This window comes from Bradyrhizobium sp. USDA 4504 (assembly GCF_054063995.1).
In genome coordinates this window covers 674,349-688,886 of the sequence record NZ_JBSSGV010000001.1, presented here as the reverse complement: position 1 = coordinate 688,886, position 14,538 = coordinate 674,349, and the positions used below count along the sequence as shown (strand labels likewise).

14 protein-coding genes and 1 pseudogene are annotated in these 14,538 nt (G+C 61.6%); 4 read left to right on the top strand and 11 right to left on the bottom strand.

Going from position 1 to position 14,538, the window contains the following annotated elements:
• Positions 1 to 298: 298 nt before the first annotated feature.
• From ACVMB1_RS02885 to ACVMB1_RS02870, 4 genes are all read right to left on the bottom strand, one after another.
• On the bottom strand, positions 299 to 484 hold the full coding sequence (locus ACVMB1_RS02885) for a hypothetical protein (RefSeq protein ID WP_456848240.1): 186 nt from the start codon (positions 482 to 484) through the stop codon (positions 299 to 301).
• Entirely contained in the window at positions 471 to 2,597 is a 2,127-nt protein-coding gene (locus ACVMB1_RS02880; RefSeq protein WP_456848238.1) for a ParB/RepB/Spo0J family partition protein, read from the bottom strand. The genes ACVMB1_RS02885 and ACVMB1_RS02880 overlap by 14 nt, the downstream gene beginning before the upstream one ends.
• Before the next feature lie 424 nt (positions 2,598 to 3,021).
• Complete coding sequence (locus ACVMB1_RS02875; RefSeq protein ID WP_456848236.1) at positions 3,022 to 4,215, bottom strand: DUF932 domain-containing protein; 1,194 nt, start codon at positions 4,213 to 4,215, stop codon at positions 3,022 to 3,024.
• Between the two features lie 274 nt (positions 4,216 to 4,489).
• Entirely contained in the window at positions 4,490 to 4,807 is a 318-nt protein-coding gene (locus tag ACVMB1_RS02870; RefSeq protein WP_456848234.1) for a hypothetical protein, read from the bottom strand.
• Positions 4,808 to 5,255: 448 nt separating this feature from the next.
• On the opposite strand from ACVMB1_RS02870, the pseudogene ACVMB1_RS02865 reads away from it, so the two are divergent.
• Positions 5,256 to 5,635, top strand: a pseudogene (locus ACVMB1_RS02865) (hypothetical protein).
• Between the two features lie 243 nt (positions 5,636 to 5,878).
• On the opposite strand, the gene ACVMB1_RS02860 reads toward ACVMB1_RS02865, so the two are convergent.
• Positions 5,879 to 6,199 carry a DUF736 domain-containing protein gene (locus tag ACVMB1_RS02860; protein WP_018458991.1) on the bottom strand — a complete coding sequence of 107 codons (321 nt, stop codon included), beginning with the start codon at positions 6,197 to 6,199 and terminating at the stop codon, positions 5,879 to 5,881.
• Positions 6,200 to 7,189: 990 nt separating this feature from the next.
• On the opposite strand from ACVMB1_RS02860, the gene ACVMB1_RS02855 reads away from it, so the two are divergent.
• Both ACVMB1_RS02855 and ACVMB1_RS02850 read left to right on the top strand, forming a co-directional pair.
• Positions 7,190 to 7,837, top strand: coding sequence for a hypothetical protein (locus ACVMB1_RS02855; RefSeq protein WP_456848232.1), 648 nt, complete (start codon positions 7,190 to 7,192; stop codon positions 7,835 to 7,837).
• 177 nt (positions 7,838 to 8,014) lie between these two features.
• Positions 8,015 to 8,572, top strand: coding sequence for a DUF4142 domain-containing protein (locus tag ACVMB1_RS02850; protein WP_456848230.1), 558 nt, complete (start codon positions 8,015 to 8,017; stop codon positions 8,570 to 8,572).
• Between the two features lie 328 nt (positions 8,573 to 8,900).
• Here ACVMB1_RS02850 and ACVMB1_RS02845 read toward each other — a convergent pair whose 3' ends face one another.
• The 6 genes from ACVMB1_RS02845 to ACVMB1_RS02820 form a co-directional block, all read right to left on the bottom strand.
• Entirely contained in the window at positions 8,901 to 9,395 is a 495-nt protein-coding gene (locus ACVMB1_RS02845; RefSeq protein WP_141343394.1) for a YciE/YciF ferroxidase family protein, read from the bottom strand.
• 353 nt (positions 9,396 to 9,748) lie between these two features.
• A complete protein-coding gene (locus ACVMB1_RS02840; RefSeq protein WP_456848228.1) occupies positions 9,749 to 10,225 on the bottom strand; it encodes a DUF3147 family protein in 477 nt (158 codons plus the stop codon).
• A complete protein-coding gene (locus ACVMB1_RS02835) occupies positions 10,222 to 10,569 on the bottom strand; it encodes a DUF3147 family protein (protein WP_456848226.1) in 348 nt (115 codons plus the stop codon). The genes ACVMB1_RS02840 and ACVMB1_RS02835 overlap by 4 nt, the downstream gene beginning before the upstream one ends.
• On the bottom strand, positions 10,566 to 10,961 hold the full coding sequence (locus tag ACVMB1_RS02830) for a cupin domain-containing protein (protein WP_456848224.1): 396 nt from the start codon (positions 10,959 to 10,961) through the stop codon (positions 10,566 to 10,568). Before ACVMB1_RS02830 ends, ACVMB1_RS02835 begins: the two co-directional genes overlap by 4 nt.
• Positions 10,958 to 11,164 (bottom strand): hypothetical protein, encoded by a 207-nt coding sequence (locus ACVMB1_RS02825; RefSeq protein WP_456848222.1) that lies wholly within the window; start codon positions 11,162 to 11,164, stop codon positions 10,958 to 10,960. Before ACVMB1_RS02825 ends, ACVMB1_RS02830 begins: the two co-directional genes overlap by 4 nt.
• Positions 11,151 to 11,783, bottom strand: a complete 633-nt coding sequence (locus ACVMB1_RS02820) for a phosphatase PAP2 family protein (protein WP_456848220.1) — start codon at positions 11,781 to 11,783, stop codon at positions 11,151 to 11,153. The genes ACVMB1_RS02825 and ACVMB1_RS02820 overlap by 14 nt, the downstream gene beginning before the upstream one ends.
• A 1,758-nt stretch (positions 11,784 to 13,541) precedes the next feature.
• On the opposite strand from ACVMB1_RS02820, the gene ACVMB1_RS02815 reads away from it, so the two are divergent.
• The gene (locus ACVMB1_RS02815; protein ID WP_456848218.1) at positions 13,542 to 13,838 is read left to right on the top strand and encodes a hypothetical protein; all 297 of its coding nucleotides are present in this window, start codon (positions 13,542 to 13,544) and stop codon (positions 13,836 to 13,838) included.
• Positions 13,839 to 14,538: the final 700 nt, after the last annotated feature.

The following is a 14,538-nucleotide window of genomic DNA, read 5'->3' as shown; positions in this document are numbered from 1 at the left end:
GTCTTTCGGAGAGCGGGAATGGGGCGAGCCGGCTGGCGCTCTCTCTGGACCGTGCCGGCTCAAACCCGTCCCGGCCGCTCTCTGCCTCTCATGACCCGGCCGACCCTCACGGCTCGCCCAAAACCCTCGGCCGGGCGAACAAGGCGAAATGCACTGCCGGCACGGCGTGGGCTAACCCGCCGGCCTCACGGCGTGACCTGAGCGATGAACTCCTCGAGGAGATCGTTGGTGACTTGCCGAGGATTTGATTGGCCGAGATCACAACGACCGCGCCGCCAAAACCATCGGCACGCATCCACTAACAAGCAGAAACGGCCGATACATGCTCCGGCGTCAGCGAACGCCGCACGATGTCCTGAACGATGAATTCCCGCTCATTGGAAAGCCGAAAGCCGGGCACGAAGCCGGGCGCGGGATGAGGATTGCGATGGAAGGCGTGCGAGACGGCCGGAGCCGTCCCGCGATAGGCTTCATTCGGCGGCATCGAGCTGTGGTTCGTCGCCGCCGCCGCCGTCCTCCTGCCCTTGGTTGGCGAGGAATTCGGGGAGCGGGCCAGCCTCCGCCTCCTGTTCCATTGGCGCGGCGGTGGCGTCGACAAGACGCAGCAACTCCGGCAACCAGCCCGAACCATCGAGAAGACGCTCGGCCTCCTTGGCCATATCGGTCTTCTTCAGGTGATCGATCAATTGCGCCGAGGATTCACCTCGTGCCTCCCGCACCGCCTCCAAAATACGAGGCTTGGTGACGCGGCCGAGATAATTATCGACTGTCGGTCTCCAGCCGGATTGAACCATGTCGAGGCCGACGGCGCGTGCCAGCACATCGGCCTGGCGGAGCCGAGAGCTGAGGCCGTCGGCGGAGACACGGCCCTGATTGTAACGGTTGGCCGGCTCATGGACGGCGTTGACCGCAAATGACGCACAGTGAGCGAACAGGGATGCCTGTGCGGCACCGTCAAGGACCGTGAGCGCATCCCACAGGTCGTTCTCGCTCTTGGGCAGCTGCGCCCTCCAGGACTCGTGCCGGGCCTCAACGGCCTTGGCAGACGCGCTTTCCCTGAGCCCGGGGGCTTGAGCGGGAAAGGTCGGCGTGCGCAGTCCGATCTCCAGACACGTGCCGGACGATCCGTGTCGGTAAAAGGCCGTCAGCACGAAATTGTGCAGCACCGCCTGGAACGCGATTGCCGGATTTTCTGCCAGCGCATCGCGCAATGCCAACGTACGATGCGCCGTCAGTTCGGTGATGAGCCGATCCGGCAATGGCCGTGCCACATCCTCATCGCCCTCCTCCGGCTCGCTCGATGCACCGGCGAGCGAAATCGTCGTGCGCTGAACGGACGCGCCGGGCTCCTGCCCTTCAGTCAAGGTTGTATTGGTGCCCTGCTCGCCTTCGACATCGGCCGCAGGCACCTCGTCCTCCGGTCGGAGATAACCCCGATTGACCGAAAGCCGCCCTTCGCCATCGATGCTGACGAAGACGCCCGCCCTGGCCATCTGGTCCGGCTCGAAGACGCCCGGCCGGTCGTTGAACGCTTCGAGCGTCTGCTCGAGTTCGCCGAGCCGCGCGTCCACCTCCTCGGGCAGTTCGTCCGCGCCTTCAAATCTCGTCTGAAGCGCGTCGTATTCCGCCTGGAGAGCATCGAAGCGCGCCTGCTCCTCGGCGTTGAGAGCTGCCGGGTCTGCGTCGAGCCGACGGAGGCCATGGTCATGGCCGTAGGGAAAGCTGGCGGCGGTGACCTCGATCCACTTCCAGCCTTCGGCGGCGATCGTCTCGGCATCCGTCCGCAACTTCTCAGCCACGAGACGCTCCAGCAAAGCGATGTCCTCGAGCCAGCCGCCGCCATCTTCTTCGAACAGATCACGCAGCACCTTGCCGCCGGCCGCTTGATAGGCCGCGAGGCCGACAAATCGGACGCGCTTGTCGGATCCCCGCACCGCGCGCTCGGTCAGAAGACGCCTGATCTGATATGGTTCGTCGTAGCCCGACTTGCTGACGTTCTCCCAGACCTGTTCCTGTCGGGCGTGATCGTCGGTAACGGAGAACGCCATCAGCTGTTCGAGCGACATACCCTCGTCGGCGTAAATGTCGAGCAGCTTCGGGCAAACGGCCGCAAGCCGCAGCCGCTGCTTCACCACGTTGACCGATACGAAGAAGATGGCGGCGATATCCTCCTCGGACCGCCCTTGCTCGTGCAGGGTGTGGAATGCCCGAAACTGGTCGAGGGGATGAAGCGCGAGGCGGTGCACGTTCTCGGCGAGCGAGTCCTCTTCCGCGGTGACCTCGCTACCCATGTCACTGACGATGCAAGGGACTGGCGCCGTCTTTGCCAGACGCTTCTGCGCTACCAGAAGCTCGAGCGCGCGATAACGGCGGCCGCCGGCCGGCACCTCGAACATGCCGGTTTCCTGGCCTTCGCCGTCGAGCACGGGCCGGACGTTGAGACTTTGCAGCAGCGAGCGCCGAGCGATGTCCTCGGCGAGATCCTCGATCGAGATGCCGGCTTTGAGCCGCCGTACATTGTTCTGACTCAAGACGAGCTTGCTGAAGGGAATGTCGCGCGACGGCGACAGCTTGATCTTCTGAACGGCCTTTGCCATGTCAGTTTCTCCGAAAACGGGCGGCCGGGAGCCTCTCTCTCGGCCTCCAACCCGTTCGCGAACAGGCCCACCCTCCTCTCGCTCTCGCTTTTGCAGCGAACGATGGCGATGATTGGCGGCTGCCGCGCTGTCGGAAAACTGGGTCGCGCCCTCGAATCTTCTTGGGTCTCGATCTCGGATGCGATCCGGATCGCCCCTCCGCTTTCGAAGTCGAGGTCGTGGAAGTGCCTCTCCATCGACGACCGGGGGACCATCACCCAGTTTGGGCTGAGACGTGGGCGACCGCTCTACCGCCCAAGCTCCGCCGCGGATCGTCGCCCGCGACGGACATGACCGTTTCCGCGAGAGGGCAGCGCGCGAACTCGCGAACCGGCAAAGCGCAGACGGGCCGAGCCGGAGAGCGCAATCTCCGGCTCGGCCGAAACTACGCCACGCGGTCGAGCAACTTCTTAGCCTTGGCCTCCATGTCCAGGCGGACATCCTGGTGCGGCTTGTCGCGCGCGAGCGCGGTGATGCCTTGCACGAAATCGAAGATGCTTTCAGGCGGGCGGCCTTCCTCCACCAGCACCGCGTCGATCACCTTGCCTGCCTCGGCCCTGGAGAAGCCGCGGCGGCGCAGAAACTCGGTGCGATCCTCATCGCTGCGTGCCACGATCCGCTCGCGGGCGGCTTCGATGCCGTTGACGAAGGGCATCGGTGAGGAGTTGGCGAAGCTTAGCAGTGCCGGGGCTGCCTCGTGAGCAAAGCGGGAGGCTGCGTACTTGGAATGGCGGATGGTCATCTCCTCGAAATCTTCCACGCCCCACAGATTGCGATTTTGACAAACCGCACGAAGATAGAAGCTCGCCATGCCGAGCGTCTTCGCACCAACTTCCGAGTTCCAGCAATAGAAGCCCCGGAAATAGAGGTCGGGCGAGCCGTCCCGGAGACGACCGGCTTCGATCGGGTTCAGGTCATCGACCAGAAACAGGAAAACGTCCCTGTCCGATGCATAGAGGGTCGTCGTATCCTTGGAAATATCGACGCGGGGATTGTAGATGCCACTTGACCAGTCGAGCACACCGGGGACCTTCCACCGTGTATCGCCTGTGCCGTTGCCAGCGATGCGCTGTACGGCCTCAACCAGCTCGTGGTCGTAGATCCTGCCATAGTCGGGACCGGTGACGGCACGAAGCTCCACCCGGTTATCCTCGGTCTCGAGCGTCTTGATCTGCTCGGCCCGATTGGCGGTCAGGCCATATTGCAGGTTGATGGCTGCGAGGGCCGCGGGGAGCTGCCGCAGGTAGGCGGCCGGAGCGCCAACCTGGCTTGCAAGCTGGCCGAAGCTCCAGTGGGTCGGCGCGACTGGCCTGTCCGAGCCGGGCAGCATCAGGGCCAGGCGCTCGGGATCGGCACTTCTTGCCTCGACATGGATGAGCGCGCTTTCGACCACGCGCGTGCGGCTGCGGTCCGTGCGATCGCGCACCGTGCGGGCCAGGTCGTTGAGCGACAGATAACGTTCATCCGCCGGACGGCAGAACCACTCCGAGGACACCCGACCAATGCGCTCGCCGCGGCTGACATCCACTTTGTAACCGCAACTGGCGTTGCGGCCGGCATCAACAATCTGCGTATTCATGGGAGCAATCTCCATGACAGGCGCCGGAAGACTCTCCTCCGACCTTCAACCCGTCATGGCCAGGGCCGCTCCCCTCTGCCTCTCCTATATCGTCAGTCCAACGCCCGCGGCCAAGACCTAACCAGGACCCCCGGCATCCAGTCCCGCCGCAGCTTCCGTCAGGGATGGAAGCCCGCAGGGTGAAAACCCGGCGCAAGGCGGGGTTTCAGCGCCAGCCGACAGCCCGGTCCCGCAGGGAGACGCCAATAAACTCAGCCAACGCCTGCAAAGACATCTAACCGGAATCGAAGGCGGCTTGATAAAGCTGCTCGATCTTCGTGACTTCGTCTGGTGTCAACCGGGAGAATTCGTTGTCACGGGCGCGCTTTGACAGCCGCCCTTCATTCTGTTGCAACAATCCAGGGAGGCTGTTGAGAGTCCGCTCCTGCATGTCGACCATGTTTTCGACACCCGAGCGGAATCTATCGAAGCTCCGCAAGAACCGGGCTTCGCTCGGAAGATCCTGTTCGATGGTCCTCTGCGCGCATGCGTACAGAAATTCCGCGCGCGGCGTTGCGTCGGAGAAGCGATAGAAGTCAGCTGTATCGTTCAAGACGTTGCCGTGTGGGGTCGGCTCGCCTCAGGCGCGTGACGCGGCATGTAGATGCGCCATTTCCCTTGCTCAAGGATGCGGTGCTTTGTTCCGATGGCCGAAAGCACGCGTGGGACCGGGACAGCTGGCAGGCGTCATCAGCGCTGCGCGGCCGGCGGGGATCGCGACCACTGGCAGTCTCAGATCATGAAAAACGCTCACCGGACCTGAAAACTTTGGTCGCATGGGCTCGAACCGTGAAAAACCTTCCCGATCGTGATTTCCGACCGCAATCTCACGAAAAAGCTTTCCCAAGGAAAAATATGCGGAAAATCCCCACAAGCCACGATGCGCGACCCGCCGGCGCCGGGAGCAGGGATGGCGCCATTTGTTGCAGGGCGCGGTACCTCAAGCCAAAATGTAATGTTCGTGCTACGTAATCGTCGAATATGTAGCACGAAGACAACAAATGCCGACTCCTCATAATCCGCCGCCGTTCGACGAGCCATGCGCAAGCTTGGCGCTGACATCGACGACGCCCGCCGAGGCCGGCGGCTGCCGATGGCCGTCGTGGCCGAGCGCGCCTTCACGTTCCGTTCGACCCTGCAAAGAGTCGAAGCCGGCGATACCAATGTCAGCATTGGCATCTATGCCGGCGTCCTTCAGGCGCTTGGTCTGCTCGACGGTCTGAGCCAGATCGCCAACATCAGCAACGATCGCGTCGGACAGGCACTGGCCAGCGCCGAACTGCCCAAGCATGTCCATATCAAACGCAAGCCATCTTCAGGGAGCCTTTCGGACAAACACGAGAGATCAAGTCGCCCTTCTAGGCTGCATGACGTCCATTGATTGGGTCCGGCCCGCAGCGTTCGAAAGGCCCTGTTCCTTCATCGCCAGCCTCTGCCCCGACGAGCCTTGTCGGATGCACGGCACTCATACGGCCCGAAACCTGCGCTGGTCCGGAAGCGAATGCATCGTGCCAGATCGATCCGTGCATGCGAGTGGCCATCCAGCGCCGAAGGGATTCTCGCTGGCTCGTGCATAAAAAAGAACCCCGCCCAGGACCGGGCGGGGCTCTGAAGGATCCGCGTCTCACTCGCCGTTCTTGCGCGGCCGCGACCACAGCAGCGTGTAGCCCTCGCCGCCTTCGTCGTCGAACAGGTTCGCGTAGATCGGCGCGTTGAAGGAGGGATCGTCGAGCTTGAGCGAGAGGTAATCGCGGCCCTCTTCGGAGCGCTTCGACCAGGCGGCGCCGATCTCGGCCCGGCCCACATAGATGCGGTGGCTCGGAGCGTTGTCGTTGGAGCGGTTGGTCTCGGCGACGATACGGACGCCCCTGGCTTGCAGGCTCAGGGTGACGATCTCGCCCTGGAAATCGTTGCCGACCTTCTTGAAAGAACCGATGTTAGCCATGTCACTTCTCCTGTTGTGTTTCGAGCCCGCGACCACCGCGGCCTCGATGGCGATCTAAAGGCCGGGGACGATCGGCGACGCACCCCTCGCGGGCCGGAGCGCAGCGGAGGACGCCGTTGTGGCGACTTTCTTGTCTCGCGAGGAATGGGCTTTAGCCCAGGGGAAGAAAGTCGCATCAACGGCGTTGCGGCTCAGACGATCGAGGCGAAGCCGGTCTTCGGCCAGATCAAGCCATCAAGGAGGCCACGTGCGTCCGCGTGCTGAACCGCAATCTCAAGGAGGAGACTGGCGAATCTCGGTTGAGCTGCACAAGATGTCGGAACGATTCAGCGAAGAGAAAGAAACAATCTGCCGCAAAGGGCGGTATCGTCCATGAAAGAACATCGAGAACGCGCCGCGCGCCACCGCGACCACGTGGGCCGGGCCGAGATCGCCAGCCTGGTCGAAGCGCATTGATGAGGGCCGCGATTACTTCTCGCTCTCATCACCTTACCCCCGCATTCAATATGCCGATCCAGGCGGACCCGTTCGACTAGAAAGGTACGAAGGATCATCCCTCGTGCGTGGCAGACGTGAGAATTGGTTGAGACGGTTTACTCCCGACAGGCGCGGATAGTGGCGACCTCGGTCTCGATCTCGATGCCGCCGAGATGCGGCTTGGCCCGCGTTGTGCTGTCTTGTGCTCGTAGTCAACCGCCGCCGGAACCACGGCGTCTATTCCGGCCGGGTACCACGGCGTCTCGTCAGCAATCGGTGGCGGCAACCAGCGTGCTGGCGGCGGCAGGTAAATACCTGAGCCAGTAATCCTCAATTCTCGGGGCGTCAGCGCCAGAACAGCGCAAGCAACAGGATGACTGGAAGCGGGATGCCCAGGAGCCACAATAGCGCGCCTCTGCCGAATGTCATGGTCAATCCTCCTCCTTTCTAGGCATTCAAACCTCAAACAGGTCCGCGGTTCCAACGGATTGGAACTTACGTAGGAAATTGATCTTGAATCCAAAGTTCGTATTTGAGGAGGTAAACATGGCCGCACGCGCGGTACCGCACGCCTTCTTCGCCTGGACTTGGTCACCTGTCCTGGCGGGCGTATTTGCTTCGTTGGTCGTCCAAATCCTATTGACCATGCTGGGTTTTGGCATTGGCCTACTCGCCATCGATACTCCGACGGCCGCGTCCGCGCCTGCTAGCGCCGGCTGGCCTGCCTTCGTCTGGTGGGCCGTTTCGGGGATCATTGCCGCCTTCGTCGGCGGCGCCATCGCAGCCGCCAATTCGCCCGATCAGAGCGGTTTGGGCCGTGTCGGACATGCCTTGGGAGCGTGGGCGGTTGCGACCGTGATCGTGGTGGCGGCAGCCGCGATGATACCTGCTTCGGCTGCCAGCATCGCGGGCAACCTCGCCGGCCCGAGCTATGCGGCGAACGCCCGCATCGCATATTATTCGAACAACCCGACGCGTGAAACCGTCGGCTCGACGAGCAGGCCGGGAACGCAAGCTCAAATGGAGGAGGCGCGCAAGCACCTCGCCTATACCATGCTTGCCAGTTTCTGCGCGCTTCTGTTGGGCGCTGGAGCCGCCTATGCCGCCGGAATGGCAACCACCGCCCGAGCTGTCGAAGATGCCACAAGACCGGTTACTTGAGAACGCTTAGCTATCTGGCTCCTGTCCGGCAGGCAAGCCGCCAGATCGCCAAGCGCAGCCACGACGTCTGATTCCTCACCGCTGAACTCGACGAGGAAAAGTCGGCGATACCAAGCCCAACACCGTGGCGCATCGCAAGGGCGTCAACTGCAAGAGCGCAAGCTGAAGGAGGTACACATGAGACGCACTATACTAGCAATCGCGTGCATTTTGCTGGCGACACCAGGACTGGCGCAATCCGTCAGTGAGAAGACCGGCGTCAACTCCGTGCTCGGGGTCAGCCCCTCGACGTCCGATTTCGTCAAGCAGGTCGCGATATCGGACATGTTTGAGATCGAGTCCAGCAAGCTGGCGCAGCAGAAGGGCAACGCGGCGGAGAAAGCGTTCGCTTCCCAGATGGTCACAGACCACACCAAGACCAGCACTGAGCTGAAGGGACTAGTCTCCAGCGGCAAGTTGAAGGCCGAATTGCCCAGCGCTCTCGATTCATCGCATCAAAGCAAGCTCGACAAGCTCAAGGGTGCCAGCGGCAACGACTTCAGCTCCGAGTTCAATTCGATGCAGGTCAGCGCCCATAAGGATGCCGTCGACCTGTTCGAGCGTTATGCCAAGGGCGGCGACAATGCGGATCTTAAGAATTGGGCCGGCAAGACCCTGCCGGCGCTTAAGCATCACCTTGAGATGGCGCAGGATCTCGACAAGCCCGCACCTACGGTCGGCGAGGGCAAAAAGTAGCGAAAAAAGGGAACCGCTGGCAGGCGGTTCCCGCTGCGCTGATGCCAAGGAGGCTCCTTGTAAAGACTGCAGACATTTGGGGCAGCAGCTACGTCGATGCCGCCATTGGCACTGGGACATACTGTCAAGCTGGGAAGCGCGCTCATGTCACAGCGGTTTGTTGCCCCCCGCGCCGAGAGCGGCAGGCGGGGCCGAAGATCTTCCGCCACCTCCAGCACGACGCCAAGCGGATGCAATCCGGGCGGGGCGCCGCCCAGACAGAGGAAGATGACACAGCCATTCAATGCGCGCGCCAAATGGGCTGGCCAACGAGCGGCCCGGCTGATTTCTAAGCTGCCTTGCGATTGATCGCGGCTTCCGCCAGCTTGTTTAGCGCGGCGTCGGTTTTCTTTTCCTCCTCAAGGGTCTGCTCAAGGAGCTGGACCGCCGGCTTCATGCCCAGTTGTCCAGCCCAGGCAATCAACGTGCCGTAGCGCGATATTTCGTAATGCTCGACGGCCTGAGCACCCGAGAGAAGGCCGGCATCCAGCGCCGGAGAATCTTCGAAATCCTCCATCACTTCCTCGCCCTCCTCGACCAGTCCGAGGATAGCGGGGCAGGTTTTGCCCTTGGGGGCCTGTTTCATCATTTTGAAAACTTGCTGCAGACGCTGGACTTGTCCCTCCGTCTCGCCGGCATGCTTTTCAAATGCTGCGCGCAGTTGGTCAGAATTCGCGGCCTTTGCCATTTTTGGCAACGCAACGAGTATCTTCCTTTCGGCGTAGTACATGTCCTTGAGCGTCTCCAGGAAGAGGTCTTCAAGTGTTTTATTGCGGCCCGGCATGGTTTCCTCCTCAGTTGTGATGCGAGCCAACAGCGCCTTTCCTCAAAGGTTCCACGAGTGAAGGTCAGCACCCTTTTCGGGTGCAGGCCATGGATGATCTGCAGCAGCCCCACGCCCTCGCACCCGGCGCCTCTTCTCGAAACAGCGTAGCTGAATGGCGTGTGGGATTTCGTCTGCGCCCCAATTGCAATAGGAGCCTTGTAAATCCCACCTGTTGTTCCGAATACATGCGCTGCCAGCAAGAGGGACCGATGCCGTTTTGGGAGTGACAAGCGTCAAAAGGAACTCGGCCATGAGATCACGCTTCCTCATTACGGACTGAATGAAGAAACAGTGCCAACCATCCAACGATCCTATCGGGTTCGCGAATTCGTGGAGCCGCTGGGCTCTTTCACGGTCCGCGTCGATCTCATTTTCCGGCGCACGTACCAAGCCGCTACCGCGATAGTCAACCAGGCGAGGGAGGCGCCGACGAAGACGGCGGGGATGTTGTTGCGTAAGATCAGCGTCGAAAAACCGACCGCAAAGGCCAGCATGCCAAGCGCGCCTAGCGCAGCGCCGGCGGCATCGACGGCGGCGGCCATTTGCCCACGGCGCTCGCCGGCAAGACCCGCTTCGCGCTTGCGGCGGATTTCGTGCTTCTCAATCAGCGTCGCGCTCGCGCAGAATATGGCTGGAAGGGCAAGAAAAACGCCACCGATGACTGCTCCATAGCGACTGCTGATGAGGCCGGTAAAGACGGTCGCAGCGCCGCCGAGCGCGAAGCGGACAAGATATTCGTACCAACGGCCTTGCTTGAGAGATGACGGCGAAAAGCGAATCGGGCTCACGTCTGACCTCCGGTGAAGCTGAGCAACCCGAAGGCCGCGACCAGCCAAATGACCAGTGACAGCAACGTGGCCGTCAACGCTCGCAGCTTTGTGCGGACAAGCAGATGGCAGACGACGACACTGTAAATGGCAAGCGCAATCGCTCCCGCACTCATTGCCTGGGCTTGCAAGGCGGCGTAGTTGACCCCGTGCTGATACAGCGCAATTCCGAGCGTGGCGAGTGCTACCGAGGGCGCCGCTCCGAACAGGCCGGCGAAGCTCTTTGGACGCAGAACATCCCCCAGCATCGCGAAGGCCGATACGACGGCGCCGCCGAGAAGGAAGCGGATGACGTACTCGGTCATTTGGATTTCTTCCAGAGTTTCAAGAGCGGCCCGCCGGTCCCATAGACCGGATCCTTACGCGGCGCCGAAACCTTCGGAATGGCTTTCAGCGCCCGCTGACGGTCTTCGACGCTCGTGCACTCGTCGTATGTACCGGTCGGCGGGTATGCCCCGATGACGAGGAACTCATCGCCCGCGGAAAGGCACTGATGGCCTGTGCCGGCGGGAAGAACCGCGATGTCCCCAGCCTTCAGGGTGAAGATCTTCCCTTTGTTGCCGCCGAACCGAACGCGGCCCTTGCCGCGCGCGATACCGAGCACCTCATGGATCCTGGAGTGATAATGCACGTAATCGTAGATGCCATCCCGCCAGCTATCTCCCCATCCGTTCGCTTCAAACAGGTCTTCGATCACGGCCGCAGCGTCCAGGCTCTCATCGAAAGCGACGGCGTTTCGATAGATAATGAGCGGCCATCGCGGGTGATTTGGAATGAGACCTTAAAGCGAACCGTAACAGGCTTTCGCGCTCGCGCGAGATCCACAGCCTTCCGCTTGCCGGGGCGCTTCAGACCGGTTGCGCGCTCCATGTATCCCTTCAGGTCTTCAAGAGTCGGCATGATCATCCTCCTTTGAAATTCCGTTCGGGTAGCCGGTCCATAGCCTGAGGACCCGTTCAAGAACCGCCCCGAGCGCGAAGCCGGCAACGACATCGCTCGTCCAATGGGCAAGGATCACGATTCGGGTGAGCGACAGCCCGACCGCAATCGCGCGGATCGCCCGCCGGAGACCGGCCGGCAACTCGCTCGCCGCCGATGCCAGCGCGCCCATGTGCAGCGCATGGCCTGAGGGAAAAGCATCTTTTCGTTTGCCGGAAAGCGAGACGCCATGCATATGCCCAATCACCGTCCGACGATCCGGCCGAGTTTGGTCGAATACGAGTTTTAGATCATGGGGCAGCAGCGACGCAGCGACCGTCACTGGCAGAGCATGGTTGCCCGCTCGCCGCAGCGGCGCCTCACGCCCACGGGAAGCAAGCCAGCCGGCGGCTGCCAGGACCAGAAGAACCTTCTCGTCGGCGCCCCAGGTCAGGGCGCGCGCCACCTGCTCCGGAGCAGGCGCCGTGTTGCCCGCTATAGAACGCGCGATGACGACATCCGGTTTGGTCGGTCGGACAGTAACTGAAACGCTTGGCCTGTGGCCCAGGCGCCTTGGCGAAAATCTAGCTATCTGGAACATGTCGCAAAGATCGGAAAGGTAAGTACCTTTCCCAACGCTCCGCGCGCCGCCAAGGTCCTCTGTCAAATCCAGACTTCCAAACGGCGAAGCCTAACGGCGAATTTTGCGGGCGGGAGTTCTACGCCAATAGGAACAAACGACCTGCAGCCCGCCTTCGCCGCTTTTCTCCGGCTTCGGCGGAAGCCTGAGAAGGCCGCATCCGCCAGTTGTTCCGGGCTGCTGCACAAAGTGCGGCAAGTGACGCATACCAAAAGCGGAGTGAACTTCTCCCGCGGGCCCGATGGTCCCCTGCGCGGCGAAGAGCCGACTTGAGGTCTTCCCTGCTTTCTCCCAGCGCCTGTCTTCGGCCTCGATGCGCTCTTAATGCCGCGCGCTCGGCCTCGAGGGCACCCGCCTTCTCCTCGTGATCCCGTCGGGTCCTGTCCATTTCCGCCTGCGGCTTCGCGGCCCTCTCCCACCTCTCACGCACCTCGGCGCACACCTCGTTTGCCCGGTGCCGCTCGGTCTGTCACCGTCGCTGCTCCTTCGAGCTCCTGCGCCGCCTTGCGGGTTTCCTTGCCGCTGATCCCAGGAGCGTTCGTTTCTTCGGGTTCGCCCAAGATCCGCTCGCCTCCGCCGGCGCCTCCGCCCCCGCCGAGATCTGCCGGCGAAGCGAGAGGCGAAGCGAAGCGGCCATTCGATCAGCAGGAACGCGAGCACGGTGCCGGGCTTCGGTCGCGGCGACCACGTCTGCGACTTCCATCTCTTTCGCGACACTCTAGTGCAGCGATCCCCCCCGTCCCAGGACTCGAACGCCGCTCATCGATGGCGCGGCAATCGCCGCGTCGTAGACTCCGCGCGACGTCTGATGAATCCCTCGGCATAAGACCGGTCGAACCCACCAGTGACGAATGGCCGGTGCCGCTCCCGCGTCAGGAACGACGCCGCAATTAGACCGTTCAACATGCGTTGCGACGTTATCCCAAGTGAGGCGCCAAGGAGCGTACCTCTCGTCGAGGACCGCTGATCCGCGAAGTTATCGGCGCCCTATCTCCGCAATCAGTGAACCCGATTTCCTCAAAAGTGATCGTGCCCTCGCCGGTGCCACGTGGTGCGCGACGGTGATTGCGGAACGAGCTGAAAAAGCGGCCGCTGACACGGAATTTGGTCTGGTAATCAAACTGCAGAAATCGCTTGAACCTCACGTTGCGTCAGGGCGTAGACTTGAAACTGTCGGTCACCTTTCAGCAAATTTTGGAGACGGATGTAGCACGAAATGGAGTCATCGAATACTTGCGCGATCGTGAATGCTCCTCAACGGATGCACGGTTAAGACAGGCCCTTCTTGGATCTGCATTAAGTCACGGCGACGATCTGCAAATTAGCCAAAGACTTTCCTCGCATGAGGCAACATAATTCGGGCGCGGTAAAACAATTGCGAGGTCGCGAGTCTTGCTGCTGTCTCCAGCTAACACCTAGCCTCGAGATGGCAGAATTGACGTCTGCTGATGATCGGGCAGGTCACATCCATCAGCCGCGCAAGACTTCCCCTCATCGTGAGCAGAGTACCGCAAGGTCACGCGTCGATACGGATGTATTGTACCGCCACACATGAGATGGTCACTTCGCGAATTTACCCGAAATCTCCTAAACGATGACCACATACGAGAGATACTGAAGCAGCACCGTTCGTACTCTCACGCGAACGGCGCAAGCGGGCGGCGCGGCGTCATGCCAATCATCGTTCTGTTCACAAGCAAATCAATACAGGAGACATGTATGAACCTAGTGAAGACAACCTTAATCGCATGCGGCCTTTCGGCTCTCCTTGCATACCCCGTCATTGCGCAGAGTCTCGCCGCTGATGCCAAGGCTCGCAAAGGCATGCAAACTACGAGCATTCAGAGCGGCATGAGCGACGATGAGGACTCGTCGCCAAAGCTCAGGACACCGGGCGCAAAACTGGGTAGGAAGTCGATCAAGGGCGCAAAGAAACCCCGGCGGCAACCGCAGGACAAGGATACACTTGATGAATTCCCGACCAGCAATACGCCAATAAGTGACAAGCGGCACTGACGCGAAGCCCGGTCCGGACAAACCTTCGGTCGCGCGCCGCGGCCGGAGGTTCAGCTCACATCTAGGCCGGCTATCGACGTTGCAAATGACGGGGCACGCACGTCGATTGGGACTGCCAGATCTTGATCACTGGCTTCTTGCATGAGGACCGATACCTTGCGATCTCGTACGACCGCGTCGGGTTACCGACATGCATGTCCGGGAGCGCCCAGGCAGGTAGCTGACGTGGCCTGAAAAGGGAGCACGTCTTTTCCATCGTTCTATTTTGTTTGGCACGCTGATTGCTGAGCCGCGCATGGCTTGGTTGCTCAATGACGGCCCTCAAGCCGCTTCGTAGCGCAAGTGCGGGCGGCTTCTGCCGAGCCGCTGCACGCTTTTCCGTGGTGTCGTCCCGGGCGCCGCGCTTCTTGAGCTCATGGTCTACCTGTGAAGAGGCTCCGCAGCTGACTGTCTGGCACGCGAGTTGCTGGGAGACGTCTGGGCTTGGCTCCTCATACATTCGCGCCCCCAAGAGAGGGCTAAGCCTCCACCCAGACTAGCGCGGGTGGTCCCCCCAAGCCGCCCGCGCGCATTTGCCTCAGCCGAAGGTCTTGCGAGATCGGCCGTGCGCACCGCGGAGATCATTGTCATGATCGTGGACAGACCTTGAAGCCCCCCATCGCGGTTCTCATAAGCCAACCAGTCGCGCTCGCTTAGGTCG